The 26,969-nt window shown below is 57.2% G+C and carries 29 protein-coding genes, 1 tRNA gene and 1 riboswitch; of the genes, 16 read left to right on the forward strand and 14 right to left on the reverse strand.

From position 1 onward, the window contains the following. Window positions 1-11: 11 nt before the first annotated feature. The gene (locus ACXADZ_RS16740; protein ID WP_475198077.1) at window positions 12-1,124 is read right to left on the reverse strand and encodes an S-(hydroxymethyl)glutathione dehydrogenase/class III alcohol dehydrogenase; all 1,113 of its coding nucleotides are present in this window, start codon (window positions 1,122-1,124) and stop codon (window positions 12-14) included. A gap of 129 nt (window positions 1,125-1,253) precedes the next feature. Between ACXADZ_RS16740 and ACXADZ_RS16745 the strand changes: the two genes are divergently transcribed. Continuing rightward, on the forward strand, window positions 1,254-1,541 hold the full coding sequence (locus ACXADZ_RS16745) for an I78 family peptidase inhibitor (RefSeq protein WP_171093065.1): 288 nt from the start codon (window positions 1,254-1,256) through the stop codon (window positions 1,539-1,541). A 60-nt stretch (window positions 1,542-1,601) separates the two neighbouring features. After that, complete coding sequence (locus ACXADZ_RS16750; RefSeq protein ID WP_475198080.1) at window positions 1,602-3,254, forward strand: DUF6504 family protein; 1,653 nt, start codon at window positions 1,602-1,604, stop codon at window positions 3,252-3,254. Window positions 3,255-3,257: 3 nt separating this feature from the next. On the opposite strand, the gene ACXADZ_RS16755 is transcribed toward ACXADZ_RS16750, so the two are convergent. Then, on the reverse strand, window positions 3,258-3,983 hold the full coding sequence (locus tag ACXADZ_RS16755) for an SDR family NAD(P)-dependent oxidoreductase (protein WP_475198082.1): 726 nt from the start codon (window positions 3,981-3,983) through the stop codon (window positions 3,258-3,260). Between the two features lie 192 nt (window positions 3,984-4,175). On the opposite strand from ACXADZ_RS16755, the gene ACXADZ_RS16760 reads away from it, so the two are divergent. The 5 genes from ACXADZ_RS16760 to ACXADZ_RS16780 are packed head-to-tail and all read left to right on the forward strand — an operon-like array spanning window position 4,176 to window position 8,382. Further along, on the forward strand, window positions 4,176-5,507 hold the full coding sequence (locus ACXADZ_RS16760) for an NAD(P)/FAD-dependent oxidoreductase (RefSeq protein WP_475198085.1): 1,332 nt from the start codon (window positions 4,176-4,178) through the stop codon (window positions 5,505-5,507). After that, complete coding sequence (locus ACXADZ_RS16765; protein WP_475198087.1) at window positions 5,461-6,006, forward strand: hypothetical protein; 546 nt, start codon at window positions 5,461-5,463, stop codon at window positions 6,004-6,006. Before ACXADZ_RS16760 ends, ACXADZ_RS16765 begins: the two co-directional genes overlap by 47 nt. Next, window positions 6,006-7,229 carry an MFS transporter gene (locus ACXADZ_RS16770; protein ID WP_475198088.1) on the forward strand — a complete coding sequence of 408 codons (1,224 nt, stop codon included), beginning with the start codon at window positions 6,006-6,008 and terminating at the stop codon, window positions 7,227-7,229. The genes ACXADZ_RS16765 and ACXADZ_RS16770 overlap by 1 nt, the downstream gene beginning before the upstream one ends. Next, entirely contained in the window at window positions 7,226-7,843 is a 618-nt protein-coding gene (locus ACXADZ_RS16775) for a DUF3833 domain-containing protein (protein WP_475198090.1), read from the forward strand. The genes ACXADZ_RS16770 and ACXADZ_RS16775 overlap by 4 nt, the downstream gene beginning before the upstream one ends. Continuing rightward, window positions 7,840-8,382: a DUF3833 family protein gene (locus tag ACXADZ_RS16780; protein ID WP_475198092.1), complete on the forward strand. Its 543-nt coding sequence runs from the start codon at window positions 7,840-7,842 to the stop codon at window positions 8,380-8,382. Before ACXADZ_RS16775 ends, ACXADZ_RS16780 begins: the two co-directional genes overlap by 4 nt. A 27-nt stretch (window positions 8,383-8,409) precedes the next feature. Here the strand turns inward: ACXADZ_RS16780 and ACXADZ_RS16785 are convergent, their stop codons facing one another. Next, complete coding sequence (locus ACXADZ_RS16785) at window positions 8,410-8,634, reverse strand: hypothetical protein (protein WP_171093050.1); 225 nt, start codon at window positions 8,632-8,634, stop codon at window positions 8,410-8,412. A gap of 372 nt (window positions 8,635-9,006) precedes the next feature. Here ACXADZ_RS16785 and ACXADZ_RS16790 point away from each other — a divergent pair, with 372 nt between their 5' ends. Beyond that, entirely contained in the window at window positions 9,007-10,407 is a 1,401-nt protein-coding gene (locus tag ACXADZ_RS16790; RefSeq protein WP_475198094.1) for a hypothetical protein, read from the forward strand. A 217-nt stretch (window positions 10,408-10,624) separates the two neighbouring features. On the opposite strand, the gene ACXADZ_RS16795 is transcribed toward ACXADZ_RS16790, so the two are convergent. Next, window positions 10,625-10,700, reverse strand: a tRNA-Lys gene (locus ACXADZ_RS16795). Window positions 10,701-10,920: 220 nt separating this feature from the next. Here ACXADZ_RS16795 and dapF point away from each other — a divergent pair. Then, the gene (gene dapF, locus ACXADZ_RS16800) at window positions 10,921-11,754 is read left to right on the forward strand and encodes a diaminopimelate epimerase (protein WP_475198096.1); all 834 of its coding nucleotides are present in this window, start codon (window positions 10,921-10,923) and stop codon (window positions 11,752-11,754) included. Next, on the forward strand, window positions 11,751-13,007 hold the full coding sequence (mtaB, locus tag ACXADZ_RS16805; protein WP_475198098.1) for a tRNA (N(6)-L-threonylcarbamoyladenosine(37)-C(2))-methylthiotransferase MtaB: 1,257 nt from the start codon (window positions 11,751-11,753) through the stop codon (window positions 13,005-13,007). Before dapF ends, mtaB begins: the two co-directional genes overlap by 4 nt. Window positions 13,008-13,151: 144 nt before the next feature. Here mtaB and ACXADZ_RS16810 read toward each other — a convergent pair whose 3' ends face one another. From ACXADZ_RS16810 to petA, 3 genes are read right to left on the reverse strand one after another with little or no spacing between them, the layout of a single operon-like run. Then, window positions 13,152-13,943, reverse strand: a complete 792-nt coding sequence (locus ACXADZ_RS16810) for a cytochrome c1 (RefSeq protein ID WP_171093042.1) — start codon at window positions 13,941-13,943, stop codon at window positions 13,152-13,154. 18 nt (window positions 13,944-13,961) lie between these two features. Next, window positions 13,962-15,293: a cytochrome b gene (petB, locus tag ACXADZ_RS16815; RefSeq protein WP_171093028.1), complete on the reverse strand. Its 1,332-nt coding sequence runs from the start codon at window positions 15,291-15,293 to the stop codon at window positions 13,962-13,964. Window positions 15,294-15,307: 14 nt separating this feature from the next. Further along, window positions 15,308-15,892: a ubiquinol-cytochrome c reductase iron-sulfur subunit gene (gene petA / locus ACXADZ_RS16820; protein ID WP_171093027.1), complete on the reverse strand. Its 585-nt coding sequence runs from the start codon at window positions 15,890-15,892 to the stop codon at window positions 15,308-15,310. Window positions 15,893-16,356: 464 nt separating this feature from the next. On the opposite strand from petA, the gene ACXADZ_RS16825 reads away from it, so the two are divergent. Continuing rightward, window positions 16,357-16,800: a c-type cytochrome gene (locus ACXADZ_RS16825; protein WP_171093025.1), complete on the forward strand. Its 444-nt coding sequence runs from the start codon at window positions 16,357-16,359 to the stop codon at window positions 16,798-16,800. Window positions 16,801-16,822: 22 nt separating this feature from the next. Here the strand turns inward: ACXADZ_RS16825 and ACXADZ_RS16830 are convergent, their stop codons facing one another. After that, window positions 16,823-17,431, reverse strand: coding sequence for a glutathione S-transferase (locus ACXADZ_RS16830; protein ID WP_475198102.1), 609 nt, complete (start codon window positions 17,429-17,431; stop codon window positions 16,823-16,825). Window positions 17,432-17,501: 70 nt separating this feature from the next. Beyond that, window positions 17,502-18,116, reverse strand: a complete 615-nt coding sequence (locus tag ACXADZ_RS16835; protein ID WP_475198104.1) for an FMN-binding negative transcriptional regulator — start codon at window positions 18,114-18,116, stop codon at window positions 17,502-17,504. Between the two features lie 54 nt (window positions 18,117-18,170). After that, window positions 18,171-18,371: riboswitch (FMN riboswitch) on the forward strand. Between the two features lie 71 nt (window positions 18,372-18,442). Here ACXADZ_RS16835 and ACXADZ_RS16840 point away from each other — a divergent pair. The 5 genes from ACXADZ_RS16840 to cobO all read left to right on the forward strand — a co-directional run bounded on the left by ACXADZ_RS16840 (window position 18,443) and on the right by cobO (window position 22,392). After that, window positions 18,443-18,883: a 6,7-dimethyl-8-ribityllumazine synthase gene (locus tag ACXADZ_RS16840; RefSeq protein WP_475198107.1), complete on the forward strand. Its 441-nt coding sequence runs from the start codon at window positions 18,443-18,445 to the stop codon at window positions 18,881-18,883. 125 nt (window positions 18,884-19,008) lie between these two features. Then, window positions 19,009-20,109, forward strand: a complete 1,101-nt coding sequence (aroC, locus tag ACXADZ_RS16845; RefSeq protein WP_475198109.1) for a chorismate synthase — start codon at window positions 19,009-19,011, stop codon at window positions 20,107-20,109. After that, window positions 20,093-20,755, forward strand: a complete 663-nt coding sequence (locus tag ACXADZ_RS16850; RefSeq protein ID WP_475198110.1) for an HD domain-containing protein — start codon at window positions 20,093-20,095, stop codon at window positions 20,753-20,755. Before aroC ends, ACXADZ_RS16850 begins: the two co-directional genes overlap by 17 nt. Window positions 20,756-20,800: 45 nt before the next feature. Continuing rightward, window positions 20,801-21,736 carry a DMT family transporter gene (locus ACXADZ_RS16855; RefSeq protein ID WP_171093012.1) on the forward strand — a complete coding sequence of 312 codons (936 nt, stop codon included), beginning with the start codon at window positions 20,801-20,803 and terminating at the stop codon, window positions 21,734-21,736. A gap of 56 nt (window positions 21,737-21,792) precedes the next feature. Continuing rightward, window positions 21,793-22,392, forward strand: coding sequence for a cob(I)yrinic acid a,c-diamide adenosyltransferase (gene cobO, locus ACXADZ_RS16860; protein WP_171670224.1), 600 nt, complete (start codon window positions 21,793-21,795; stop codon window positions 22,390-22,392). Window positions 22,393-22,427: 35 nt separating this feature from the next. Here the strand turns inward: cobO and ACXADZ_RS16865 are convergent, their stop codons facing one another. The 5 genes from ACXADZ_RS16865 to ACXADZ_RS16885 all read right to left on the reverse strand — a co-directional run bounded on the left by ACXADZ_RS16865 (window position 22,428) and on the right by ACXADZ_RS16885 (window position 26,963). Continuing rightward, window positions 22,428-22,646: a hypothetical protein gene (locus tag ACXADZ_RS16865; protein ID WP_171670221.1), complete on the reverse strand. Its 219-nt coding sequence runs from the start codon at window positions 22,644-22,646 to the stop codon at window positions 22,428-22,430. Window positions 22,647-22,854: 208 nt separating this feature from the next. After that, window positions 22,855-24,423, reverse strand: a complete 1,569-nt coding sequence (locus ACXADZ_RS16870; RefSeq protein ID WP_475198112.1) for an alkaline phosphatase D family protein — start codon at window positions 24,421-24,423, stop codon at window positions 22,855-22,857. Window positions 24,424-24,560: 137 nt separating this feature from the next. Further along, on the reverse strand, window positions 24,561-24,926 hold the full coding sequence (locus tag ACXADZ_RS16875) for an SPW repeat domain-containing protein (protein ID WP_475198115.1): 366 nt from the start codon (window positions 24,924-24,926) through the stop codon (window positions 24,561-24,563). Between the two features lie 111 nt (window positions 24,927-25,037). Then, window positions 25,038-25,988 carry an AraC family transcriptional regulator gene (locus ACXADZ_RS16880; protein WP_475198116.1) on the reverse strand — a complete coding sequence of 317 codons (951 nt, stop codon included), beginning with the start codon at window positions 25,986-25,988 and terminating at the stop codon, window positions 25,038-25,040. A 108-nt stretch (window positions 25,989-26,096) separates the two neighbouring features. After that, window positions 26,097-26,963 carry a branched-chain amino acid aminotransferase gene (locus ACXADZ_RS16885; protein ID WP_475198118.1) on the reverse strand — a complete coding sequence of 289 codons (867 nt, stop codon included), beginning with the start codon at window positions 26,961-26,963 and terminating at the stop codon, window positions 26,097-26,099. Window positions 26,964-26,969 lie beyond the last annotated feature (6 nt).

Genomic DNA, 26,969 nt, shown 5'->3' on the forward strand with positions numbered 1-26,969 from the left:
CTTCAGTTTTCTCAATACACTACGACCGAACGGATACTCTCGCCCTTATGCATCAGGTCGAAGCCGTGGTTAATGTCATCCAGACCCATGGTGTGGGTGATCATCGGGTCAATCTCGATTTTGCCTTCCATGTACCAGTCGACGATCTTGGGCACGTCGGTCCGGCCGCGCGCGCCGCCAAAGGCTGTGCCGCGCCATGACCGGCCGGTGACCAACTGGAACGGGCGGGTCGAGATCTCGGCACCTGCAGGGGCAACCCCGATGATAATCGATTCACCCCAGCCTTTATGCGCCGATTCTAGCGCGTCGCGCATCACGCCGACATTGCCGGTCGCGTCAAAGGTATAATCCGCGCCGCCCTTGGTCAGGTTGACCAGATAGGGAACCAGGTCGCCTTCGACCTCTTTGGGGTTCACAAAATCGGTCATGCCGAACTTCGTGGCCATCTCGACCTTCGACGGGTTCAGGTCAACGCCCACGATCTGATCTGCCCCGGCCAGACGCAGGCCCTGAATGACGTTCAGGCCGATGCCGCCCAGACCAAACACGATGGCGCGGCTGCCGATCTCGACCTTGGCGGTGTTGATGACGGCTCCGATACCGGTGGTCACGCCGCAGCCGATGTAGCAAATCTTGTCGAAAGGCGCGTCTTCACGCACCTTGGCCAGCGCGATCTCCGGCAGAACAGTGTGGTTCGAGAAGGTCGAACAGCCCATGTAGTGCAGGATCGGGTCGCCATCCAATGTCGAGAATCGCGAGGTCCCGTCCGGCATAAGACCCTTGCCTTGGGTTTCGCGGATTGCCTGACACAGGTTGGTCTTCGGGTGCAGACAGTATTCGCATTCACGGCATTCAGGGGTGTAGAGCGGGATCACATGATCGCCCGGCCTCAGGCTGGTGACGCCGGGGCCGACCTCAACCACGATGCCTGCGCCTTCATGGCCCAGAATGGCCGGAAACAGGCCCTCGGGGTCGGCACCCGACAGGGTGAATTCGTCTGTATGACAAATGCCGGTGGCCTTGATTTCCACCAGTACCTCGCCCGCCTTGGGACCTTCGAGGTTCACATCCATCACTTCCAAAGGTTTGCCCGCCTGAACGGCGACGGCGGCACGGGTGCGCATATCACTGTCTCCCTGTCTTCTTTGACCCGACCCTGCGTCAATTGCAGGGTGTTTTCAACTGTGCTTTCATGACAGACTTGCTAATTGTTTGATATTGCAGAAACGACATTGCCGGAATGAGGAACGCCAATGCACCGATTTTTACCGATTCTGATCCTTCTGGCCGCCTGCGCCGAGACCCCGACCCCCGAAGAAGCGCGACTTGCGCCCGAGGCCGCGCCGGTTGATCTGGCCTTTTGTCAGGGCGAAGCATTTGCCGACTCGGTGGGCCAGCCGGTTTCGACCATTCAGGCCGATTTGCCGGAACGCACCCGTGTGCTGGGACCTGATGACATTGCAACGCAGGATTACCGGATCGACAGGCTGAACGTCTTTGTAAATGGTGCCGGTGTAATTCAGCGCCTGACCTGCGGGTAAGCGTGGACTCGGGCGTTGATTCTCGGATAAGAACAAAATGGGAATATTTAATGTCTGCCGATGCCAAAACGCCGAATACTTTCACTGTGGTTTCCCCGTCTTGGGGCTGAACGGCTGATCCGCGCCGCGCGGGGGCTGCATTCCGGGCCGTTGGCTGTGGTCACTGAGCAGTCGAACATGCAGGTCATTACCTCGCTAAATATCGAGGCGCAGGCCGCCGGGCTGCGTGTGGGCCAGCCCGTGCGCGATGCCCATGCCATGTGCGCCAGCCTGATCACACGGCACCGCAACGCCCCGGCCGAGGCCGCGTTTCTAACCGCGCTGCGCCGCTGGGCGGGCAAGTTCAGCCCTTGGGTGGCCGAAGAAGCTCCGGATGGGCTGATCGTTGATCTGTCGGGTTGTGCGCATCTGTTTGGCGGGGAAGAGACGCTGCTGAGCGTGCTTGAAACGGACTGCGCTGATATGGGCCTCAGCGTACAAATGGGCATTGCCGACACGCTGGGCGCAGCCTGGGCTTTGGCGCGCTATGCAGGGCAAGAGGCCACATCCGACCGCAATGGCGACGCCATCAGCCAAGAGGCCCGCGCCACCCGCGCCCGGGCAGGCAAACGGCGGCACTGGACCAAAGGCGGGGCCGCACCGCAGGTGATGGCCTTGGGTGGTGGCGCGCGTATTGCAGCGCCGGGGCAATCCTATGGCGCGCTCAGCCCCCTGCCCATCGCGGCGCTGCGACTGGACGACCCGGTTGTGACGCAGTTGAACCGTCTGGGCCTGCGCCGGATCGGTGACTTGCTGGGCCAGCCGCGCGCGTCGCTGGCGCGGCGGTTCGGGCGGGGGTTGGTATTGCGGCTGGATCAGGCCATGGGCAGCGCGCCCGAGCCGGTTTCTCCGGCCCGCCCGCCGCATCATTTTGCGGTGCGGATGACTTTGCCCAACCCAATCGGCCTGATTGAGGATGTGATGGCCGCTGTTGATCGGGTGCTGCCCACGCTCTGCGCCAAGCTGGAAGAGAAAGATCGTGGTGTCCGCACCCTTCGGCTGGAGGCGCATCGCGCCGATCAGGCGGCCGAGGTCGTCGAGATTGGACTAGCCCGTCCGACTTATGACAAACATCGTATTCGCCCTTTGTTAGAGATGAAGATTGACAAGATCGATGCGGGCTATGGCATCGACATGCTACGGCTTGAGGCGATCCAGACCGAGACCATCCATGCCCGCACCATCGCCGGTCACGCCGAGGCACGCCGCGTGGCCCGTAACCGGCTTGAGGGTAATACAGCCGTGGATGACCTGATCGGCAAGCTGGGTGCGCGGGTGGGGCTGGAGGCGATCACAAGACGGCATCCGGCCGCCTCTCATATCCCCGAGAAAACGGCACAGACGCTGGCGGCTGCATGGTCGGAACCCGCGCGCGACTGGCCTGCACCGCCGCGCCCACGCCCCTTGCAGATGTGGCAGCCCGAGCCGGTTATGGCGCCGGAAACCCCGGATGTCCCAACCGCCTTCCGGTGGCGTGGGCGCGACTGGCAACTGGCTCAGGCCACCGGCCCGGAACGGATCGCACCGGAATGGTGGTTGGATGATCCCAACTGGCGCAGTGGCGTGCGGGATTACTGGGTGGTGGTGACGGAACAAGGAGAGCGTCTATGGCTGTTCTACGGGCATGGAGGCACCATGTCGGCAGGCTGGTTCTGTCAGGGGCAGTTTTGTTAGAGTCTATTTTCCGCGATACACCAGCAGATCCGGCAGGTAGTCGATCAGACGAATAAACCACGAGAATGGTGCCGGGAAATCGGTACGGAACCGGCGGCGCGACATCGCTTTAACCACGCGCTCTGCGGCGTCCTCTGCCGTCATCAACATCGGCATCTTAAAACTGTTCTTGTCGGTCAGGCGGGTCTTGATGAAGCCGGGATTGATAATGCGCACCGTCACACCGGTGCCCGCCAGATCATGCCGCATCGTTTCGGCCAGCGAGATCAGCGCCGCCTTGCTGGCCCCATATCCGATAGCGGCAGGCAAACCGCGATACCCGGCCAGCGACCCGATCAAAGTGATCTCTCCCTGACCTGTCTGAACAAAGCCAGGAACCGTTTCACCTAACACCCGCAACGCCCCCGAATAGTTCACATCGCTGATCCTGAGCGATGCTTCGGTATCCCAATCGCCCGAGCGCATGGGCTCGTAAGCGCCTGCATTGTAAACCAGCCCGTCGATCTGACTGGCCTCGGCCACGGCACTACGCACAGAGTCTAAATCGGTCACATCACAAGGAATCGCGCGTGCATTTGGAAGCTTGGAACAGATTTCATTCAAACGCGCGGCGTTGCGTGCAGACAAGATCAGATGCGCGCCCTTATGGCTCAACGCCTCGGCCAAGGCACGGCCCAAGCCTTCGCTTGCGCCGATGATCCAATAGGTTTTTCCGTCAAAGCTGCTCATACCCGCGCCGTTTTGTTGAAGTTATCCTTTTTACGGCCCTGCATCCGCGGTGGATCATAGGGTGACGCAAGGAAGCGGGCGCTGAAACCCGAAGTCACAAGATAGTGCATCTGTTAAAAACTTCTATCCGGATTGATCCAACACGCCATACCCTGCGTATCTCATTGTAAAATGTCACATAACGAGGCTGGAATGTTCGACGAAACCCGGGGTGTACGAAAGAAAATTGCGATTGTAGGTGCAGGCATTTCGGGTCTCTCTGCCGCGTATTACCTTTCAGAAAACAACGACGTGACGGTGTATGAAGCCGAACCCAGGCTGGGTGGACATGCCCGTACGGTGATGGCTGGCAAAAACGGCGACCAGCCGGTCGACACCGGCTTTATCGTTTTCAACTACGCGACCTACCCTTACCTGACGCAGCTTTTTGATGAGCTGAACGTACCTGTAATCAAAAGCGAAATGAGCTTTGGAGCGACCATCGACAATGGCCGCATCGAATACGGGTTGAACAATCTGCGCACCCTGACCGCACAGAAACGCAATCTGGCGCGCCCCGCCTATTACAAGATGATCGCAGACATTCTGCGGTTCGGCAAAGAAGCGCCCGAGGCGGCCAAGGACGACGACACAACGATTGGTGAACTGGTCGATCAACTGCGTCTGGGTCACTGGTTCCGCCACAACTATCTGATGCCGATGTGTGGCGCGATCTGGTCCACCCCTGTTGAGTTCGTAGATCAGTTCCCGGCCCGTTCTCTCGTGCAGTTCTTCCGCAACCATGCCCTGCTGGCCAGTGGACGCGCCAACCAGCATCAATGGTACACGGTCAAAGGTGGCAGCATCGAATATGTCCGCCGTATAGACGCCGCTCTGCGCGCCCGTGGCTGTGACATCAGGTTGGCCGCCCCGGTTCAACACGTTCATCGCGACGACATGGGCGTCAGCGTCACAAGCCAGGGGCAAACGGATCAATTCGACGAGATCATCCTGGCAACGCACTCGGACCAGTCTCTTGCCATTCTGGGCGAAGGCGCAACACCGGCCGAGGCCGCAGCTTTGGGTGCGATCCGCTACCAACCCAATACGGCAATTCTGCATTGTGATCCACGTCAGATGCCCAAGCGGCGCGCGTGCTGGTCCAGCTGGACGTATCGCTCGCAAGCCGGAGATGTGGGCGTGACCTATTGGATGAACCGGCTTCAGAACATCCCGGACAGCGATCCGCTGTTTGTGACACTGAACGCCTCATCAGAAATTCCCGCGGACAAAATCTATGATCAGGTCGAATTTGCCCATCCGGTGTTCGACAAAGCCGCCCTGAAAGCACAAGGGCAAATCCGCGAGATGCAGGGACAGAACCGAACTTGGTTTGCCGGCGCTTATAACCGGCACGGATTTCACGAAGACGGGATTGCCAGCGCTATGCATGTCGTTGCGCAAATAAACGGCACCCCGCAAACCATCGGAGCTGACAATGGCATTTCTGGGAACGACCCGGCCATCCCTGTGGCGGCCGAATAAGGGAATTTTGCACGCAGCGCTACTGGCAGCGGCGTTGTTGGCCCCGTCAGGGGTAATGGCATCGCCCGTAACGGACGAGTTGAAGGACGCGCAACTGCTTGGCTCAGCAACCTTTCGGTATCTGGGTCTGCCAATTTATGACGCCAAACTTTATACCCCCGGCGGCGCGCCGTTCAGTTGGAGCGAAGATATCGGCCTGCAACTGACCTACCGCAAGAACTTCAAGAAAAAAGCGCTGGTCAACTCGACTCTGGACGAGATGGACCGGATCGGACGTTCCGCCCCGGTGCGCAATCAGCTGGACCAGTGCTTCAAAGCCGTGACCAAGGGCGACAGCTTTCTCGCGGTGTCCGATGGGCCGGATAAGGTGAGCTTCTGGCTGAACGGGCAAAAGACCTGCACCATGTCCTATCCGGGCATCAAACGCAGTTTCATGTCTGTATTTCTGGGCGACAACACGCGGTCCGCCTCGTTTACACAGAAACTTCAGGGGCGCTGATGCTTTATCCTCGGGTCAGCCTGTATGCGCTGATGCTCGCTGCGGCGGGCATCCCGCTTTACATTCACCTGCCGCGCTTTGCGGCGGTGAATCTGGGTATTGGCCTGGGGGTTATTGGAACCGTTCTGCTGGTGATCCGCCTTGTTGATCTGGTTCAGGACCCGTTGATTGGCTGGGCAATCGACAAGTGGCCAAAGGGCCAGCTTGTATTTGCTTCTCTGGCGGCGTTGGGGCTGGCGGTCGGGTTCCCTTTGCTCTTTAGCTTGCCGCAGGGTGCCAGTGTCACCGCGCTGATCGCGATTCTGATCCTGCTGTTCTCGGCTTACAGCCTGGGCACCATCCTTTTGTACGGGCGCAGCGCAACTTTGGCAAAACGTCCAGACCCGCAAGAGCTTATGACCTTGGCCGCCTATCGTGAAGGCGGGCAGCTGACCGGTGTGGTCATTGCTGCCAGCGCCCCGGCGCTTTTGGTTGCATTTGGCGCGCAAGCCCAAGGCTATCCCGCGTTTGGAGTATTTCTGGGGCTGCTGTCCGTTCTGACTCTGTTGCTGACTATTCCGATCTGGAGGCGTACGCCGATCACCGGCACCGGTCTGTCTTTTGCAGGGCTGGGTCAGGCCGGAGGGCTTCGCCTGCTGGCGCTTGCGCTGGTTAACAGCCTTCCCGTGGCCATCACCTCGACCCTGTTTTTGTTTTTTGTTGAAGATCGGTTGCAACTGCCGGGCAAAGCAGGCCCGCTGTTGATCCTGTTCTTCCTCAGCGCGGGTGCAAGCGTGCCGCTTTGGGCCAAGCTCAGCAACCGGATTGGCCCGAAACAGACTCTGATGATTGCCATGCCCCTCTCAATCGCGGGGTTTATCGGTGCCGCCACCCTGAGTGCTGGGAATCTAGCCGGGTTTGCCGTGATCTGCCTTGCCTCGGGCGCAGCCTTAGGTGCGGATATGGTCGTGCTGCCCGCTATGTTTTCTGTCGTCCTGACTCGGGCCGGGCTGAACGCCTCTGCGGCGTTTGGCATCTGGTCTTTCGCAGGCAAGCTGGGCCTCGCCCTGGCTGCCTTTTTCACCTTGCCTCTGCTGGAACGCAGCGGCTTCAACCCCGGTCAGACCAATTCTGCTGACGCGCTAGAGACACTCAACCTTGCTTATGCGGTGCTGCCCTGCATCCTCAAGCTCGGCGCGTTTGGAATGGTCTTGACCCTGCCCACCGAGGTCACAAGCAAATGAACGCTATCGCCATCATCCTGCTGGTCCTTCTGATCGCAGTTTTTATCCGCGCCCGCCTGCTGAGCTTTCGCGCACAATCTCCGTCAGATTACACAGGAACCGGACCTGCCTTTTCACTGAAAGAGCATCTGAACGGAGAAATCCTGTCCGAAGGGCTGATCTATGGCCCCAATGGGAAGATGTCGAACAGCTTTGTCGCGCGCATGGTCGGCGAATGGAACGGAAATTCGGGCACGCTGTCGGAATACTTCACCTATTCCAATGGCAAACAGATGAACCGAAAGTGGTATCTGACACTGGGCACCGGCAACACGTTCACCGCAACGGCGGACGATATCGTCGGTGAGGGTCAGGGCGTCATCTCAGGCTCAACCGTCAAACTGACCTATCGGATCATCCTGCCCGAAGATGCGGGGGGCCACACTTTGGACGTCACAGACTGGATGTATCTGACGGAACACGGCGTCATCATGAACCGATCCGAGATGCGCAAGTTCGGCCTCAAGGTTGCTGAACTGGTCGCTACAATGCGCCCTGCTCCCGATTTGAAAACCACGCACGTGCCAGGCGCAAACGGGTATGATGCGACATCCGAAGGGAAACCACTGCAATGAGTGTTTTCCGTTCCCTTCTCACCTTTCTTGCCATAGCAAGCCTTGCGCTTCTGACGGCCTGTTCCAGCAAGCCGAAAGTGCCCAAAACCTTCTTGTCCGACCGGCAACTGAATCTCGAAGAGTTCTTCGAAGGCAAAACAGTGGCCTATGGTCAGTTTCAGGACATTCTGGGCAATATCCCCCGCAGATTTACGGTGGATATCGACGGGACATGGGATGGTGAAACCCTGACGCTGGTCGAAGATTTCGTTTATGACGATGGCGCCACCGAACAGCGCATCTGGACGCTGACGAAAACCAGTGAAGATACGTGGACAGGGACTGCCCCTGGCGTTTTGGGCACGGCCAGCGGGATTGAACGCGGCGATACGTTCAACTGGAAGTACAAGATCGACCTGCCGATCAAGGAAGGCACGATGCGTGTCAAATTCGACGACTGGATGTGGTTGTTGGATGATGATCGACTGCTGAACCGCGCCTACGTATCACGTTTTGGCGTTCGCCTGGGCGAAGTGATCCTGTTTTTTGAAAAGAAATAGGCGACGTGGGCTGACCTTTTCATTTCATCAATAAAAGATGAATTCGTCGGTCGGAACCGGCGATGATCCCTTGGTCGAGCCTGCCCTCTTCGCTCTTGTTCCATCCGATGCGGCCGCCTCGGGCGCAAGCGCGCTTTCCGCTTTGAGGCGCGCGCGCTCGATCTCGCCCCAAAGGAAAAACAGACCGTCCCTTTTGCCCATCATACGCGCAGGCACCCTGGCCCGCAAAACACGTGTTTTTGCTTGTGGCATCTGCTCTCTCACTGCCTCCGGTGTTGTCCACCTTTTTGGAAAGGCTACCGGTTTAGTTGCAAAAAATCAATTTTGCATAGGCAAAAACGCGCCCGCAACCAAGCGTTGTCAAGATAAAAATAGTATCTCGTATAGCGTGCCTTATACCAACGCATAAAATTGCTGAAAGCGAAGTCTTATCGTGTTTCCTTGATCGGTCGCCGAAACAGATCAAACCGCGTTTTGACTCGTTCAACCGGGACAACACAGCTTCCGATTGGACCATTGATGAAACGGAGGTGCCGGGCCAGCGCTGTGAAATGTCGCGCGTTTTGCCAAGCTGTGCCGGTTAAAGCGACTAGAGCGCCCATTCTCGACGGATAAACGAAAAAAGTGTACAATGAGGCAGGTGAATTTTTGACACCTGAATATTCCAAAAGCCCTTTTTTGTATTGGATTAAGCAAATGTTAGTACAAACCACGGCGACGCTATACGCACGCCTTGCAATCCCGTTCCTGTCCCTTCTTGCGCTGCCTGTTGTGTTGTTGGCCGACGTAGAAAAACCAGAGAATTTTGGCAAACTATCGGTCAAGTTTGAATACGAAGGCAAACCAGCAAACGGCAGCCTCATCGTGTCCAACGGGACATCGCGTCAAGAATGGGTCGATGTCTCTGAAATATTCGCAGAAGTGCCATCATCTGCGACATATATCTTCGACCTGAAGCCCCCCGACGACGATCAAACGATACCCATAACGTTCCGTGACGTTATCCCAATCCTGGAGATCCCTGATTCAGGCTCTCTCGATCTGATCGTCTCTGTGCTTCCATCTGATCTTCCCAAGCCATTTGACCCAGTTATTTTCATTCGCGAAGCAGGCGTCGATGTCACGGTATCCAACCGGGCGGAGGAAGTGTCTTCCAAACCCAACCGTCTCAAACTTACGTCTCGCATTGAAAAGTCCAAGCCGTCACTTGTTCTTTTGGATGGGATCTATTCGACCGAAGAAACAGATCCAGACGACGAACGCGACTTCACATGTGGAGACAATTGCCCACACCTCTTTCAGGACCTTAACTGCGACCCAATGTGTTACACATGTTCATCAACTTGTGTGTCCCGTGGCTACTGGAAAGCCAATTACAACATGTGCGAAGGCATCCTCACATCGGAACCGCCAGAGTCTGAGTGGGAGGAACTGCCGCCAGGTATCGGCGGTTTGCAGTTGGCCGTGGCGACAATAAATGACGGCGCGATTTACCCAAACAAGATGGAACTCAGCGGTGCAGGATACTCAGAAGTGACGGAACCGCCTTTCAAAACAAGGAGTTTCCCAGATTTCACGGCCCCTGAAGGTGACTACCTGTATTCTCTATCGTTCGATAACGCAGGGATCGACGAGACGGCTGGAACATCGAATGTCACACTTCCGCTTTCCATTCGGGACGGTCGAATTGGCAATCTCATTGTTCGCCTGCCAGTCTCACGCGATGAACTACAAGCTCCGTTCCCCATTGCAGACAATCGAATTGGTGCTGTACTCAGGGCGTATGAATTCAGCCCAGATGGCAGAAGCATCTCGCTGGATGTAACCAGCCCCGACCCCGATCCCGGCGCAATCTGGTATGCGCTTGCCCTACCGCAAGGTCTGGCAGAGGACGAAGTGAAAGTTACCAGCAATGGATACCCGGTTGAGCACAAAAGCAGATACGTTTTTGGGGTCGTAACGGACCAGCCGGTATTAATTGTTAGAAGTGAAGGTCAGCGTGATGAGATAAGAATTACGTGGTAGTACCGCGGCCTTTGTCATCAAGACGACCATCGACATATCTGTGAAACCTGCGTTGATACGCTCTTTATTCAAATGGTTTCATCGATCGAAACCAGTGTTACAGGAACACTGGACACCACCAATGATCGAGAATTTTGTACGTGCAAGACAGTCGCAAGCTGATCAAATTGCAGCGCCACATTTTGCGGCCGGAAGCGATTGATACAGTATGAAAAAGTGGTGAGCCGTGCAGGATTCGAACCTGCGACCCACTGATTAAAAGTCAGTTGCTCTACCAACTGAGCTAACGGCCCACTCTTTTTGTGGATCTCTTCGATCCGTGGCGCTCTTTAAGGCAATTCCCTGATCAGGTTCAAGCCCTTATTTTGCGCCTCGTTTCACCATCACATCTTGTGTTTCCGGCGACCCGATAGGCGGCCTAATTAGGCAGGTGTCGCAGGGGGGTCAACCCCTTTTTTCACGATTCTGCGCAACAGGGTGGATTCATGTTCTGACCAGGGTTATATCGCCGCTATGCAACAGAGACTCGATACCGGTTTGCCCTTCATGAAGATGCACGGGCTGGGAAATGACTTTGTCATTGTGGATGCGCGCGCCCGCGATTCCCGGATCACCCCGGCGCTTGCAAAGGGAATCGGCCATCGACAGTTTGGCGTGGGATTCGACCAACTGGCCGTGATTGAAAACGGACAGGCAGACGCGCATCTGATCTTCTACAATTCCGATGGATCAACCTCGGCCGCATGTGGCAATGCCACCCGCTGCATCGCGCGGTTTCTGATGGATGAGACCGGAAAACCCGAACTGTCCCTGACAACGGAACGCGGTGCCCTCTTTGCGAAAGATGTCGGCGATGGTCTGACCTCGGTAAACATGGGACAGCCTCAACTGGACTGGCAGGACATACCGCTGGCAGAAGAGATGGACACGCTGGAGTTGCCAATCGAAGGCGCGCCTACGGCAACCGGTATGGGCAATCCGCATTGCACCTTCTTTGTCGACGACGCCGAGGCAATTCCATTGACCGAGTTTGGCGCGCGTTACGAACACCACCCACTCTACCCTGAGCGCACCAATGTTCAGGTCGCACAGGTGATTGGCCCGGACAATATCCGTATGCGCGTCTGGGAGCGTGGTGTGGGGATCACACTGGCGTCTGGCTCATCCTCTTGTGCGACAGCAGTTGCAGCCGCACGGCGCGGTCTAACGGGGCGCAAAGTTCAGATCGAGCTGGATGGCGGCACGATCTGGATCGACTGGCGCGAGGATGGAGTCTGGATGACCGGCCCCACAGCCCATGTCTTCTCAGGCACCCTCACCCCTGAGTTCTTGGGGTCTTTGGGATGAACCCGCCCAAATTCACCACTTTGGGCTGCCGCCTGAACGCCTATGAGACCGAGGCGATGAAAGAGCTGTCACAGCAGGCAGGTTTGACAGATGCCGTGGTGTTAAACACATGCGCGGTAACGGCTGAAGCTGTCCGCAAAGCCCGGCAAGAGATCCGCAAGCTGCGGCGCGAAAACCCAAGTGCCCGCCTGATCGTCACCGGCTGCGCGGCGCAAACGGAACCAGAAACGTTCTCCGCCATGGCTGAAGTCGACGCAGTCATCGGCAACACCGAGAAGATGCAGCCAGACACCTGGAACGGCTTGGCCGCCGATTTCATCGGTGAGACCGAAGCCGTTCAGGTCGACGACATCATGTCCGTGACCGAAACGGCGGGCCACCTGATCGATGGTTTCGGCACCCGCTCGCGTGCCTATGTGCAGGTGCAGAACGGCTGCGATCATCGCTGTACCTTCTGCATCATCCCCTACGGCCGCGGCAACTCGCGCAGCGTACCTGCAGGCGTTGTGGTGGACCAGATCAAACGCTTGGTGGACAAGGGCTATAACGAAGTGGTTCTGACAGGGGTCGATCTCACTTCGTGGGGGGCCGACCTGCCCGCAGAACCCCGGCTTGGCGATCTGGTGATGCGCATCCTCAAACTGGTGCCAGACCTGCCGCGCCTTCGGATCAGTTCAATCGATTCGATCGAGGTCGACGAGAACCTGATGCAGGCCATCGCGACCGAGCCACGCTTGATGCCGCACCTGCACCTGTCGCTTCAGCACGGGGACGACCTGATTCTGAAACGGATGAAACGCCGCCACCTGCGTGACGACGCGATCCGATTTACCGAAGACGCCCGTAAGCTGCGTCCTGACATGACGTTTGGTGCCGATATTATCGCGGGGTTCCCTACGGAATCCGAAGAGCATTTCAAAAACTCGCTCAGGCTGGTCAAAGACTGCGATCTCACCTGGTTGCACGTCTTCCCATACTCCAAGCGTGACGGCACGCCCGCTGCGCGGATCCCACAGCAAGTCAATGGAACAGTGATCAAAAGCCGCGCGGCGCGACTGCGCGCAGCCGGGGACGCTCAGGTCGCAAAGCACCTATCGGAACAGATCGGCAAAACCCATCATATCCTGATGGAAAACCCCCATATGGGCCGGACCGAGCAATTCACCGAAGTGTCCTTCGCCACGCCTCAGCCCGAAGGTCAGATCGTGACGGCTGCGATCACCGGGCAGACTGCAGACCAACTCACCGTCTGATCCGCGCTTCATCTGGTCCAAAATACCTCGGGGTTGAATTGGCCAAAGGCCAAGAAGGGGCTGGCCCCTTGCAAGCAACCTCGCAAATAAAAACCCCCGCAACCGGGTGGCGCGGGGGTTTCGATTTCTAACTCCGAAAAAGGATCAATCCTCAGGACGGAGTTTGCCTTTGTGCGGCGCCCACAGGCGCTTGTTCACCAGATACAGCAGGACTGACAGAACAGACAGAAAGATGACACCAACGAAGCCTGCATTCTTGCGGTCCATCATCTTGGGCTCAGCCGCCCACATCAGGAACGCAGAAACATCTTCGGACATCGCTTCGACACTGGCGGGATGACCATCGGCAAACTCGACCTGATCTTCTGCCAGCGGCGGGGCCATCGAAATCCAGCCACCCGGGAAGGCGGTGTTTTCGTACAGGATGGTGCCTGCCTCTTCCTTTTCCTTGCCGGTGTAGCCGTCCAGCAGCGAGGCGATGTATTCCGCGCCACCCATGCCTTTGACCAGCTGATTGATGCCCAACCCGTAAGGACCGTGGAAACCCGCGCGGGCTTTGGCCATCAGGCTCAGGTCAGGTGCGCCAACGGCTGTATTGGCCGGGAAGTGGTCGGTCGGGATCGCCGGGCGGAAGTCGTCCAATTCAGGGTCAAAAACCTCAAAATTGTCCGCGGCATAGGTGATGACCTGCTCTTCGTTGTAACCCAGCGCTTCCAGATCGCGCAGAGGAACATATTGCAGGCCGTGGCAGGCTGCGCAAACCTCGGTATAGATTTGCAGACCGCGTTGCAGCTGGTTTTGATCCCAGGTGCCAAACGGACCTTCGAACGAAAAGGCGAAATCTTCGATATGCTGATCGCCACCACCTGCCGCAAAAGATGCAGCAGGGGTCAGGGCCAGAGCAAACGCAGCGCCGATTGCAAGTTTCTTGAACATGGTATCCGGTCCCTCTTCTTACTCGGCCGGCGTGGCTTCGGCGTCAGCCTTGCCATAATGCGCGTTGAAGTCTTCTTCGATGGTCTCCGGTGGGGTCAGCGGTTTTTCGATGACACCCAGGATCGGGAGGATCACGAAGAAATAGGCGAACCAGTAGGCGGACGCGATCAGAGAGAAGGTCGCATAAGGCTCTTCCGCGGGCATCGCACCCAGCCACATCAGGGCAAAGAAGTCGATGATCAGCAGGTAGAACCACCATTTGAACATCGGACGGTATTTACCCGAACGCACGCTCGATGTGTCCAGCCAAGGCGCCAGCGCCATGGCCAGGATCGCACCAAACATCGCAATCACACCGAAGAACTTGGCGTCGATGATGCCACCGGTGATGAAGCTTGCGAATTGTACAACCCAAACCTCGCCAGTGAAGGCCCTCAGGATCGCGTAGAAGGGCAGGAAGTACCATTCCGGAACGATGTGTGCAGGTGTGACCAGCGGGTTGGCTTCGATGTAGTTGTCCGGGTGGCCCAGGTAGTTCGGCATAAAGCCGACGATTGCCCAGAACACGACCAGAATAACGGCCAGCGCAAACAGGTCCTTGATCACGAAGTAGGGCCAGAACGGCAATGTGTCTTTCTCGGCCTCGGCTTTTGAACCACGGCGCACTTCAACGCCCGTGGGGTTGTTGTTGCCGGTGGTGTGGAAAGCCCAGATATGCACGATAACCAGCGCCGCAATGATAAACGGCAGCAGGTAGTGCAGCGAGAAGAAGCGGTTCAGCGTGGCGTTGTCCACAGCGGGTCCGCCCAACAGCCAGGTCTGGATTGCTTCACCCACAAACGGGATCGCACCAAACAGTCCGGTGATCACGGTCGCGCCCCAGAAGGACATCTGGCCCCAAGGCAGAACGTAACCCATGAACGCGGTACCCATCATCATCAGGTAGATAAGCATCCCGATGATCCACGTGATTTCACGCGGGGCTTTGTACGAGCCGTAATACAGGCCGCGGAACATGTGAATGTAGACCGCAACAAAGAACAGAGAAGCACCGTTCATGTGCAGATAACGGATGAAGTAACCGCCATTCACGTTACGCATGATGTGCTCGACGCTGGCAAAGGCCAGATCGACATGCGGCGTATAGTGCATCACCAGAATGATGCCGGTAACGATTTGCAGCGCCAAGCAGAACGCCAGGACGATGCCCCAGATCCACCACCAGTTCAGGTTCTTGGGGGTTGGGATCATCAGGGTGTCATACAGCAGGCCGACGATGGGAAGGCGGCTGTTCAGCCACTTTTCGCCGTCAGACTTCGGCTCGTAATGATCGTGGGGAATTCCGGACATAAACTGGGTCTCCCTTAGCCGAGTTTGATGGTTGTTGCGTCGACCCACTCTGCGGGCGGAACGGGCAGGTTTTCAGGCGCGGGACCTTTACGGATCCGGCCTGCCAGATCGTAGTGCGAGCCGTGGCATGGGCAGAACCAACCGCCAAAGTCGCCAGCATCACCCAACGGCACACATCCAAGGTGCGTACAAACGCCCATCTGAACGATCCAGGCACCCTCGGCTTCGCCTTCGGGCGACGGCATGACGCGGTTGGCGTCTGTTGCAGGTGCATCTGCGTTCAGGTTGAAGTTACGCGCCAGCGGATCAGGCAAGTTGCCAACGGCTTCTTCGTCCTGTTGCTGGGCTTCGGCAATCTCGGCACCGGTGCGGTGACGGATAAACACGGGTTTACCCAGCCATTTAACTGTCAGCTGTGTGCCCGGCTCAACCCCGCTCACATCCGTGCGGATCGACGAAAGCGCCTGCACGTCTGCGGACGGGTTCATTTGGTTGATCAGGGGCCATACGGCTGCACCCGTTGCAACGACACCTGCGCCGCCAGCGACGTAATACAGGAAATCTCTGCGGGTGCCTTCGTGGTCTTCTGCGTGGGACACGAGGTTATCTCCGATTGTCTGGCGCCCGCGGACGGGCAAAAAGCTCGCGCACCGCGTGAAAGCGGCGTCTTAAACGCGCTTACTATCGGGGAGAATAGTGTTCGTCCAGCGTTCATAAACGCGCAATACGCCGCATGTGCCGCTTCATTTGGGGAACGAGGCCGTTTTTTTGGTGAATCTCGCGCTCAACTTTGTTGGTCGGGTCGAATCAGGCCGTTTTGATTCGATAGCCAGCCAACACCACCGATGCCCCCGGGCAGGCGCGAAGCGTTCCAGCCATTTACCGCAGAATTGCGCCTTGAATGCTCACAATCCAATTGGCGGGAACGGGATTGTTTTCTACAAAATCATATTCCCCAAATAGATGATTTAAATTGCAAATTGTGCAGGTTTACCCCGTTGCACTTTTTGCGCGAATACAGGACAGCGGGCAAAACGCGCGAACTCCTGTCAGGAGACCCCCTATGTCAAAAACCCTGTTGACCACAGCTTTACTTACATTGGTGCTGTCCACTCAGACCCTTGCCGCAGGTGACCCCGAAAAGGGAAAGGCGATGTATAACCGCTGCTCGTCATGCCACGCGATCATCAAAGACGGAAAAGTTCTGGTCAAAGGCGGAATCACCGGGCCGAATCTCTATGGCGTCATCGGACGGGTTGCCGGATCCGAGAATGACTACCGTTATGGCAGCGAACGCCTGCCCATCGGTATGTTCACCGACGACATGATCCGCGCCGGTGAAGAAGGTCTGGTCTGGACCGAAGAAAACATCGCCGCCTATTCCAAAGACCCCATCGGGTTCATCAAGGATTATCTCGACGATGACACCGCCCGCCCGAACATGAGCGTCAAGCTCAAGAAAGGTGCGGAAGATATCGCTGCGTATCTGGCGACGTTCAGCCAGTAACGCAGACGCGGCTGCGGATGCTTTAGCCCTGAGGGCGGGTGGCCACCATGCTGGGTCGCTCGCCAAACTCCGCAAACCACTTGGCAAGCGCGTCATTGCCCTTGCGCCACCCCCGGGCGTCATGGCGCAGATCCAGATAACCCAGCGCACAGCCGACGGCGACCTGCCCCACATCCAACGGGCCGGACAAATGTGCCATCCACCGTTGGTTCAGTACAGCACAGGCCCGGTCAATCTTGACCCACTGCGATTCAATCCAGGCATCCCACTTTTTGTCATCGGGACGCAGGCGGTCTTCGTAAGTCATCAAAAGGGCTGCATCCAGAATGCCGTCAGCAAGCGCTTCGAGTGTCAGAACATCCCAGCGACCTGCGCCCTCGGGATAAAGCTTTCCACCAGCACGGGCATCCAGAAACGCACAGATTACCCGGCTGTCGAACAAGGTAGGCCCGTCCGGGCGCTCCAGCGCTGGAACTTTTGTCAACGGTGCTTTGCTAACCAGTGGCTCAGCCGGTGAGATCGGTGTTCCGGCCACTGTCTCCAGCTCAACATCTTCAAGCTGATCTGTTTCATGCAGCAATACCATGACTTTGCGAACATAGGGCGAGGTCAGACTGTGGTAGAGTTTCATCGGCAGGCTCCCTGTTTGTGCCGACCTTACAGGAGGTCCACAAAAACGAAAGCCCACACTTCGCCGACGGCTAGGCGTTGCGCATCAACTCTTGCAGAACACTCAATTCGGACCCGATCCCCGACGACGCAACCTGTTCAGACGCCCGCAAGCGCACATCATCAGGCTTGTTTTGGCTCAACTTCCAAGTGCCCTGAACATCCTCGACCTGAATTCGGCACGGCACTATCATCCGCATCATTTTGGTCAAAGCCTCATCTGACATCTTGCCCGTTCCCCATGGCGGTTTAGGTTGCAGGCGCTCTTCATAGAAGGCCGATTGCCGGTTCAACAGATCCAATAGCTCCTCCTGCGGGCGCAGCTCTAGCTGCCCAGTCAAATGCACGGCCACATAATTCCAGGTTGGAACCTGATCCTCCACTTCGTACCAGTCCGGCGAGATATACCCATCCGGCCCCTGCACCGCGATCTTCACCGCTTTCGGTGCACCCAAGGCGCGCACGATGGGATTTGAGCGGACAAGATGCAGTTCAGCCACCAGACCATCTTCGGACAGAAGAAACGGCACATGGCTCAACAGCGGGGCGCCATCTGTCGACAAGGTCAAAACACCGAATCCTCGTTCACGGGCGAACTCAATATGGCGCGCGCGGTCTTCGGCGCGAAAGGCGGGGTTGGGGTGCATGGTGATCCTCCTGCCAAATCTCTTGCAGACCAGACCCAAGATATGCAAGGTCCGTCTTGTTCTCAGGGCGGGGCGGAATTCCCCACCGGCGGTATGCGGGCGACGACCCGTAAGCCCGCGAGCGGCCCAGACGTGTCCACGATCCGAAGAGCGGCAACCGGTTTTCGGACAAAGTGTGGAAGCGCCAAAGGGTGTCAAGCAGATCTGGTGAGAGGCCAGAGCCGACGGTTACAGTCCGGATGAAAGAGAACGTGCAACACGCCGGCAATCGGCGTGCTTGCTCGTGATCGCCTTGGGTGACGTGTCTGTTGCGAAAGGAGATCATAATGACACACACCCGCTATGCTTTTGTCAAAGCCAAATGGCACTCCGATATCGTCGACCGCGCGCTTGACGGCTTCCTCGAACTCATCCCCGCCGATCAGGTCGATGTCTTCGACGTTCCCGGCGCGTTCGAAATGCCTCTGTTGGCCCGCGACTTGGCCCAAACCTGCAAATACGCCGCCGTAGCGTGCGCCGCCTTTGTTGTGGATGGCGGCATCTACCGCCACGATTTCGTCGCGCAGGCCGTGGTTGATGGCCTGATGCGCGCCGGACTGGACACGGGCGTTCCTGTCCTGTCGGTCTCGCTGACACCGCATCAATATCAGGAAACCGACCACCACAACGCTATCTACCGCGACCATTTCGTTCAGAAAGGGCGCGAAGCGGCTCAGGCCGCACTGATGATCACGGATACCCGCGAGAAAGTCGCGCAGACCGCCTAAGCTTCATCTTTTCAAAAATACTCAAATGCGCCGCCCACCGGGCGGCGTTCACGGCATCTAAGACCAAATCCGCTTGAGGCCGTGGGCCTTGCCCGCTAATCACAACCCGCAAAGGAGCACGCCCCATGTCGATGAACAGCTTTGGACACCTCTTCCGCGTCACCACCTGGGGCGAAAGCCATGGTCCCGCATTAGGCGCGACGGTCGACGGCTGCCCTCCGGGCGTTCAAATCGAAGAAGCCATGATTCAGCACTGGCTGGACAAGCGCAAACCGGGGCAGAACAAGTTCACCACCCAACGGCGCGAACCCGATCAGGTGAAAATCCTGTCCGGCGTGTTCGAAGGCCAGACCACCGGCACACCGGTGCAGTTGATGATCGAGAATACCGATCAGCGGTCAAAAGACTACGGCGATATCATGGACAAGTTCCGTCCCGGCCACGCCGATATCACCTATTGGCAGAAATACGGCATCCGCGACTATCGCGGTGGCGGGCGCAGCTCGGCGCGGGAAACCGCATCTCGTGTTGCTGCCGGAGGGCTGGCGCGAGAGGCGATCAAACAGATCGCGCCGAATGTACAAATCACCGGTTATATGACGCAAATCGGACCGCACAAAATCAACCGTGCGAACTTTGACTGGTCTCAGATCGAAAAGAACCCGTTCTGGACACCTGATGCACAAGCCGCCGAGGACTGGGCCGCGTATTTGGACGATCTGCGCAAGTCCGGTAACTCGGTCGGCGCTGTGGTCGAGGTCGTGGCACGCGGTGTTCCAGCAGGAATCGGAGCGCCCGTATACGCCAAGTTAGACACTGATCTGGCCGCTTCGATGATGTCCATCAACGCCGTCAAAGGTGTCGAAATTGGCGAAGGCATGGCGGCCGCTGAACTGACCGGCGAAGCCAACGCGGATGAGATCTTCATGGGCCAGAACGGCCCGCAATACAGCTCGAATCACGCCGGTGGCATTCTGGGTGGTATCTCGAACGGGCAGGACATCGTGGTACGCTTTGCCGTGAAGCCTACGTCGTCGATCCTGACCACACGCAAGACGATCACCAAGTCAGGCGAAGAAACCGAGATCATCACCAAAGGCCGCCATGACCCCTGCGTCGGCATCCGCGCGGTTCCGGTGGGTGAGGCGATGATGGCCTGCGTGATCCTCGACCACCTGCTTCTGCATCGCGGTCAGATCGGAGAGAATCGTGGACGGATCGGCTGATCTGCGTACGCGCCTGCGTGCGGTGGTCGCGCATCGCATGGAAACGGATCCAGCCCATGATCTGGCCCATCTGGATCGGGTCTGGACCAATGCTCAGGCCATCGCAGATGATCAAACCGATATGTCCGTGCTGCTGGCCGCAAGTTATCTGCATGATTTGGTAAATCTGGCCAAGGATGATCCAGACCGGCATCTGGCATCTCGCAAATCCGCAGTGGAATCAGAGCCTATTCTGAAGGATTTGGGGTATAACTCGAACCAGGTTCGAGCCATCCAGCACGCAATAGAAGCCCATAGTTTCTCGGCCAATATTGCTCCAAAAACGGCCGAGGCACGCATCCTGCGCGATGCGGATCGGCTTGATGCTTTGGGCGCCATAGGCATCGCCCGAAACTTTTCCGTTTCCGGTGCTCTCGGGCGCACTTTGTATGACGCGGCAGATCCCTTTGCCCAAAACCGGCCTTTGGACGACCTGCATTTCTCGCTCGACCATTGGAAAGTCAAACTGCTGGGGTTGACGGGCGACATGCTGACCCAGACCGGCAGACAGATTGCGGAACAACGCACCACGCGTATGATCCGCTTTCTTGAAGAATTCGCCGAGGAAATCGGCAATTCTCTGCCTCAATCCTGGGTGAATGACTAAACCCACCCGTTGATCTTTGTCCGCCAAAGGCGCAGGTTCGCGCCGATGACAAAACCCTTAACATCGCATCGACCTCTGCTGGCTGTGACGCTGAAACTGGGCGCGCTGTTCCTGTTCACGTCGATGTCCGCCTTGGTCAAAGCTTTATCGGATGAATTCCCACCGGGCCAATTGGTGTTCTTTCGGTCCCTGTTCGCGATTCCCGTCATCATTCTTTGGCTCATCGCGCGCGGGGAATTATCCAAGGGGTTTGTGGTCAAAAAACCCATGGGCCATTTCTGGCGCGGCGTTCTGGGCACCAGCGCCATGGGTCTTACCTTTACCGGCCTAAGCCTGCTGCCCCTGCCCGAGGTGACAGCAATAGGCTACGCCACACCGATCTTCACTCTGATTCTGGCTGCAGTGATGCTAGGCGAACGCATCCGTCTGATCCGTATCGGCGCGGTGGCTCTTGGTCTGCTGGGGGTCCTGATCATGATTTGGCCGCGCCTGGGCACCACTGAAATGGAGGTTGCAGCCACCATTGGTGCGCTATGCGTTTTGGGAGCCACCATCGCGCGCGCCTTTGTGCAGATTCATATCCGGCAGCTTGTCAAAGTCGATCACCCGGCTGCGATCGTCTTCTATTTCTCGATGACCGCAACCTTACTGTCGGCGCTGACCGCGTTCTGGGGATGGTCGATGCCAACACTGAATCAGGCTCTAATACTGATCATGATGGGCCTGATTGGTGGTGTTGCACAGATTTTGGTGACGTCCTCTTATCGCTTTGGTCAGGCTTCGATGCTGGCACCTTATGATTATGCGACCATGCTGTTTGCGATTGTGATCGGCTATGTCTGGTTCGACGAACTGCCAACACTTGCAATCCTGATTGGGGCCGCTTTGGTCATCGCAGGCAATGTCGTTGTAATCTGGCGCGAACACCAGTTGGGGCTCGAGCGGGGCAAGGCCCGGTCGGTTACAGACCCCAAAGCTTGACTTTACCTTTTGTAATCTTCCCCTAGGTTGGGCCGGACAATCAAAGAGGTTCCCCCATGAGCGACGCGCAGGATCACAAGGAAAAGATGCAGCAGGTGCAGGCCAAGCACCGCAAGAAAGTGTCCGAGGCAGTGGACCCTGGCCGCGGTCTGGTTCTGATCAACACCGGTAAGGGCAAAGGCAAGTCATCCGCCGCTTTTGGCGTGGTCATCCGCGCCCTGGGCTGGGGCCAGAAAGTCGCCGTGGTGCAGTTCATCAAGGGCAAGTGGAAAACAGGCGAGCGCCGCTTCTTCGAAGAACGCGATCTGGTGACATGGCACACGATGGGCGAAGGTTTCACCTGGGACACGCAAGATCGCGAACGCGACATCGCTGCCGCTAACGCCGCCTTCGACAAGGCGCGCGCCCTAATGTCCAGCGGCGAATACGATCTGGTCGTTCTGGACGAGATCAACATCGCACTGCGGTACGAGTACCTCTCTGCAGATCAGGTCATCGACGGCCTGAACGCTCGTTCGGACAAGACCAGCGTTTTCTTGACGGGCCGCGACGCGCCCCAAGCCCTGCGAGATTACGCCGACCTGGTTACTGAGATGACTGAGGAAAAGCACCCGTTCCAAGCGGGGATCAAGGCCCAGCGCGGCGTAGATTTTTGATATGTAAATGACGTGGGCCTGTTGGCCTGCGTCACTCAGCCAAAACGGCTCAGAGTCATTTCAACAATCTCTCGAAGCGAGGCGCGTGGGGTAAGATCGTTAGGTTTTGATCTTACAGGTGGCATCGCTTCGGTTTGTTTGCGGCGCGGCTTTCGACAGTCGACATAGGCGCAATAGTCACTGTCGCAACAGGTGCATCCACATGCAGCCAACGCATCATGGCGTGCCATAATTTCATCTAGCGACTCGCTCATTTCGGCCTCGTTCTGTTTAGGCAGATTCGTTTCCGGAGCGGCGGCAAGCTATCACCAAAGTCATGCTAAACCTGCAAACCGCCCCGAAACCATAAGCTTGATGGTACACCATCTGGCGTTGAACATAATCTGACTATTTAAGTCGGGATTTTCAAGCCCTAAAACACCCCGAGGATTTCTCGGGGTGCAAACATGTCCTTACAAGAATTCAGAGCGCGCGATTCTGCGGGTCCAATGTTACTGACCAGAGTTCGGTATCTGCCCGGTCCATCAATCGAACCGTCATCTGTTCGGTCGCTCCGTCAATGTCCACCAGACCAAAGAACTGCAGACCTTCGCTGGGCGGAAGGTTTACCCCCTGCCCTTCGGCGGGCGCTTTGACATATTTGACCTCGGGTCCGAACGTGCTGTCCAGGGCGTTTGGGCCAAATGTCCCTGCGTGCAGCGGACCCGAAACAAACTCCCAAAACGGTTCAAAATCCTGAAATTGTGCTTTGTTAGGGTCATAGTAGTGCGCAGCGGTGTAGTGAACATCAGCCGTGAACCAGACCGTGTTGTTGATGCCAGCCGTTTTGATGAAACGCAGCAGATCGGCGATCTCCAACTCGCGCCCCTTAGCTGGTCCGCTATCGCCGTTCGAGATCGCCTCTGCTCCGGCCTGTTCCTTCCAGTTGTCCCAGACGATCAATCCGATTGGCATGTCCGAGGCAATCACCTTCCAAGTCGCTTGAGATCCTGCCAACTCTTGCTTGAGCCATGCCAGTTGTTCCGCACCCAGAATGCGGGACTGATCCGTAATTTCATCCTCCATCGACGGGCCGTTCGGACCACGATAGCTGCGCAAGTCCAAAAAGAAGACGTCCAGCATCGGACCATAAGAGATCTTGCGATACACACGCCCTGGCTCTGCAGGCGTAATGCGCAACGGTGTCATCTCATGGAAAGCACGTCCGGCGCGGGACTGAAGAATATGCACCGACTTCTCGGTATATCGGTCGTCTGAAATCAGGTCTTTCGCATCGGACCAGTTGTTCACAACCTCATGGTCATCCCACTGGAAAAAGGTCGGACAAACGGCGTTCATGGCCCGCACATGCTCGTCCATCATGTTGTATTTCCACTGGGCGCGGAACTCGTCCAGTGTTTCGGCCACCTTGCGTTTCTCGTCGATTAGGGTTGTGTTCTTCCAGATCAGTTGGCCGTCTTTCTCGACCTCATCCTGCATAGGACCGTCGGCATAGACGGTGTCACCAGAATGTATGAAGAAGTCCGGCTTGTGCTGCGCCATAGTCGCGTAGGTGCGCATACCTTCGTCATCAATACCCCATCCCTGACCGGCGGTGTCACCCGACCAGGCAAAGCGAATGTTGCGGCGCGAGGTCGGTGCAGTGCGGAATTGACCTATAATAGGCTCTGATATTGTGTTGATGTCACTCAGATCGGCGGCAAAAAACCGGTAGAAAATATCCTGATCCGATGGCAGCCCCTCGACCAGGCGTTTGACAGCAAAATCGCTGTTGGGGATGGCATCCATCGCCGGGAGTGTGCGGGCATCTGCGAAGCTTTCTGTGGTCGATACTTCCATCATCACGCGAGAGGGGCGATCCGTGCGGGTCCAGATCATGCCCGATGTCGTATCGACGTCACCGGACTGAACGCCGTGTGTGAACACAGGGCGCGATCCGGCGCGGCTAATGGCTGGCATGGCCAGTGAAGCGGCAAAGGCGGTGCTGCCCGCCAAAAACGAACGACGATTTGGGCGTAAGATCTTTGTCATAGTGAGGCTCTCCTGTCTGGTGATCGATTCTCCGACCACGCGATTGGTGCGCCGATATGAGCCGCCAGTTTGTAAAACCCGCGGCTCAGTTTCTTGACAGTATCATGATGATACCATGACAGATGTGGATAACGTCGTCAGGCAGCGACGTCCTGCTCGGGCGCACTGAGCGAGATGACAAGCACCACAGCCGCACCGTTCAACCAGTAAAACGCCGCATCCATACCCGTGAAACCAAAGATACTGGGTGCAAACAGAAAGGTGACGCCAACCAGCAAGTCCACCGCCAGATGAAACCTGTAGGGCAGAACGCGCCAGATCCCCAGATGGTGATCGGTCAGAACCGTCAGAACAAAGGCGGCCACCCCAGTTGCAACAGACAACCACAGGGCCAGCGGATTGGACTGACCCAGCCCCAGAAGGAACGGCAAGGTCATCAGGGCAACGGCGACCGGGTAATCCAGATACGCGTGGACAAAGCGTGTAACAAAACGCAGGGACATAAGATTTTCCTTTCCTCAATCAGTGATGAAAGGAAGCTAGTCTGGCGATCCCGAACGCTGAATTCCTAATCGTTTCTGATTTCATGCAGATCGTTCAGAAATACCGGTGTATCAGTGCATCGCCCTGTATGCAGCCGGTGAAAGACCAACCTGCTTTTTGAATACGCGCGAGAACGCGGCTTCCGAGGCGTATCCGACTTCTGCTGCCGCGTCCGCCACGTTCCAACGCGCCTCGGTCAGACCATGGCAGGCGATCTGCATCCTCCAGTCTGTGAGGTATTGCATCGGCGTCGTTCCCATTTTCTCGGCAAAAAGCTGAGCAAAGGCAGTGCGTGACATACCGGACTCTCGCGCCAAAGATGCGACGCTCCAATCCTCAGCCGGGGCTTGATGGAACGCGGTCAACGCCCGCGAGATGCGCAGATCGGCAAACCCGGCCAAAGCTGAATCCTGCGGACTCTGACGTTCCAGATAGACCCGAATTGCCTGCGCGAACAGCACCTCGGACAATTTCATCGCGATCAGGTCGCTGCCAATTTTCGCGCCAGAAACCTCGGAACCGATCATACGCAGGGTCGATTCCATCCAGGCCCCGGACTCCTCTCCGTAGTTTTCGATCAGGATGTAGGGCGGCAGACGGTCGATCAGCATATGCCCAGTGCCCTTCCGCCCGGCGGGACCTGTGAAGGAAAAGTGACCGCAGATCAACTGCGTATCGCGTTCGTCGTCAGGACCACCGTAAACCAGCACACCGTCGCCTGTGTAGCCTGCCACCTCGAGCACCTGTTCCAAAGGCAACGCGTCCAATGGCTTGACCTCGGCACAGAGCAACGCGTGCGGCGCACCGTGAGGGATCAGGATCAAGTCACCCTGCCGCAGCCTCAGTGTCTCACCAGTCGTAGAGACATGCACTTTAAGCTCACCGCGCTGTACGAAATGAAACCGCGCCACGTTTTCGTAGCCCGGCACCTGAATGCCGAAGGGCGGTGTGAACGATGTGCGGAAGTAAAACGTGCCACGCAGGGACAAGCGCGTGAGAATATCGCTGAGAAGATCTAACATGCGCCAAAGATACGCTTTCCATACAAGCCGTCCAGATTGCTGGACGCATTGCATGGATATTTGCACTTTCTGCAATGAAAAACCCCCGCCGGAGCGGGGGGCTGAAGCTTACGAGCGGACCAGCTTTTCGTAGTCTTCCGCAATCTCGCGGGTCAGGTCGCCCACCTCAAAAGTGTACTCACCAATCTGCCCGACCGGAGTAACCTCAGCTGCGGTACCGGTCAGCCAGCATTGTTCGAAATCGGCCATTTCCTCGGGCTTAATGCGGCGTTCATGCACGGTGATGCCTTTGTCTTTCAACATCTGGATCACCGTCTGGCGCGTGATGCCGTTCAAAAAGCAATCGGCCAGCGGCGTGTGAACCTCTCCATCTTTGACGAAAAAGACATTCGCGCCGGTCGCTTCGGCCACATACCCGCGCCAGTCCATGAACAAGGCATCCGAGCATCCCTTGGCTTCGGCTTTGTGCTTCGAGATGGTGCAGATCATGTAAAGACCTGCGGCCTTGGCGTGAACCGGAATTGTTTCAGGGCTGGGGCGTTTCCATTCGGCAATGTCCAGCTTTGCGCCCTGCATCTTGGCATCGCCGTAATAAGCGCCCCAAGGCCAAACCGCGACAGCCATGCGCACCGGGTTCTTGGCCGATGCCACGCCCATATCTTCGCCCGAGCCGCGCCAGACCAGAGCACGCACATAGGCGTCTTTCAGACCGCTGGCTTTCAGCGCTTCTTCCTTCGCAGCTTCGATTTCATCGACCGAATAGGGCATAGGCATATCCAGCGCTTCGGCTGAAGCGATCAGACGTTCGGAATGTTCGCGGCTTTTGAATATCTTGCCGTTATAGGCGCGCTCGCCTTCGAATACGGACGACGCATAGTGCATAGCGTGGCTCAGAATATGGACATTGGCCTCACGCCAGGGCACCAGCTTGCCATCCAACCAAATGGTGCCATCACGATCATCATACCCCGCCATGCGAAA

It is taken from the genome of Ruegeria sp. ABM4_193 (genome assembly GCF_056158705.1).

Excerpts from the sequence above, each read along its gene's own strand:
- ACXADZ_RS16740 (WP_475198077.1), bottom strand. The coding sequence starts at position 1,124 with ATGCGCACCCGTGCCGCCGTCGCCGTTCAGGCGGGCAAACCTTTGGAA.
- ACXADZ_RS16745 (WP_171093065.1), top strand. The coding sequence starts at position 1,254 with ATGCACCGATTTTTACCGATTCTGATCCTTCTGGCCGCCTGCGCCGAG.
- ACXADZ_RS16750 (WP_475198080.1), top strand. The coding sequence starts at position 1,602 with ATGCCAAAACGCCGAATACTTTCACTGTGGTTTCCCCGTCTTGGGGCT.
- ACXADZ_RS16755 (WP_475198082.1), bottom strand. The coding sequence starts at position 3,983 with ATGAGCAGCTTTGACGGAAAAACCTATTGGATCATCGGCGCAAGCGAA.
- ACXADZ_RS16760 (WP_475198085.1), top strand. The coding sequence starts at position 4,176 with ATGTTCGACGAAACCCGGGGTGTACGAAAGAAAATTGCGATTGTAGGT.
- ACXADZ_RS16765 (WP_475198087.1), top strand. The coding sequence starts at position 5,461 with ATGGCATTTCTGGGAACGACCCGGCCATCCCTGTGGCGGCCGAATAAG.
- ACXADZ_RS16770 (WP_475198088.1), top strand. The coding sequence starts at position 6,006 with ATGCTTTATCCTCGGGTCAGCCTGTATGCGCTGATGCTCGCTGCGGCG.
- ACXADZ_RS16775 (WP_475198090.1), top strand. The coding sequence starts at position 7,226 with ATGAACGCTATCGCCATCATCCTGCTGGTCCTTCTGATCGCAGTTTTT.
- ACXADZ_RS16780 (WP_475198092.1), top strand. The coding sequence starts at position 7,840 with ATGAGTGTTTTCCGTTCCCTTCTCACCTTTCTTGCCATAGCAAGCCTT.
- ACXADZ_RS16785 (WP_171093050.1), bottom strand. The coding sequence starts at position 8,634 with ATGCCACAAGCAAAAACACGTGTTTTGCGGGCCAGGGTGCCTGCGCGT.
- dapF (WP_475198096.1), top strand. The coding sequence starts at position 10,921 with ATGCAACAGAGACTCGATACCGGTTTGCCCTTCATGAAGATGCACGGG.
- mtaB (WP_475198098.1), top strand. The coding sequence starts at position 11,751 with ATGAACCCGCCCAAATTCACCACTTTGGGCTGCCGCCTGAACGCCTAT.
- ACXADZ_RS16810 (WP_171093042.1), bottom strand. The coding sequence starts at position 13,943 with ATGTTCAAGAAACTTGCAATCGGCGCTGCGTTTGCTCTGGCCCTGACC.
- petB (WP_171093028.1), bottom strand. The coding sequence starts at position 15,293 with ATGTCCGGAATTCCCCACGATCATTACGAGCCGAAGTCTGACGGCGAA.
- ACXADZ_RS16825 (WP_171093025.1), top strand. The coding sequence starts at position 16,357 with ATGTCAAAAACCCTGTTGACCACAGCTTTACTTACATTGGTGCTGTCC.
- ACXADZ_RS16830 (WP_475198102.1), bottom strand. The coding sequence starts at position 17,431 with ATGAAACTCTACCACAGTCTGACCTCGCCCTATGTTCGCAAAGTCATG.
- ACXADZ_RS16835 (WP_475198104.1), bottom strand. The coding sequence starts at position 18,116 with ATGCACCCCAACCCCGCCTTTCGCGCCGAAGACCGCGCGCGCCATATT.
- ACXADZ_RS16840 (WP_475198107.1), top strand. The coding sequence starts at position 18,443 with ATGACACACACCCGCTATGCTTTTGTCAAAGCCAAATGGCACTCCGAT.
- aroC (WP_475198109.1), top strand. The coding sequence starts at position 19,009 with ATGTCGATGAACAGCTTTGGACACCTCTTCCGCGTCACCACCTGGGGC.
- ACXADZ_RS16855 (WP_171093012.1), top strand. The coding sequence starts at position 20,801 with ATGACAAAACCCTTAACATCGCATCGACCTCTGCTGGCTGTGACGCTG.
- cobO (WP_171670224.1), top strand. The coding sequence starts at position 21,793 with ATGAGCGACGCGCAGGATCACAAGGAAAAGATGCAGCAGGTGCAGGCC.
- ACXADZ_RS16865 (WP_171670221.1), bottom strand. The coding sequence starts at position 22,646 with ATGAGCGAGTCGCTAGATGAAATTATGGCACGCCATGATGCGTTGGCT.
- ACXADZ_RS16870 (WP_475198112.1), bottom strand. The coding sequence starts at position 24,423 with ATGACAAAGATCTTACGCCCAAATCGTCGTTCGTTTTTGGCGGGCAGC.
- ACXADZ_RS16875 (WP_475198115.1), bottom strand. The coding sequence starts at position 24,926 with ATGTCCCTGCGTTTTGTTACACGCTTTGTCCACGCGTATCTGGATTAC.
- ACXADZ_RS16880 (WP_475198116.1), bottom strand. The coding sequence starts at position 25,988 with ATGTTAGATCTTCTCAGCGATATTCTCACGCGCTTGTCCCTGCGTGGC.
- ACXADZ_RS16885 (WP_475198118.1), bottom strand. The coding sequence starts at position 26,963 with ATGGCGGGGTATGATGATCGTGATGGCACCATTTGGTTGGATGGCAAG.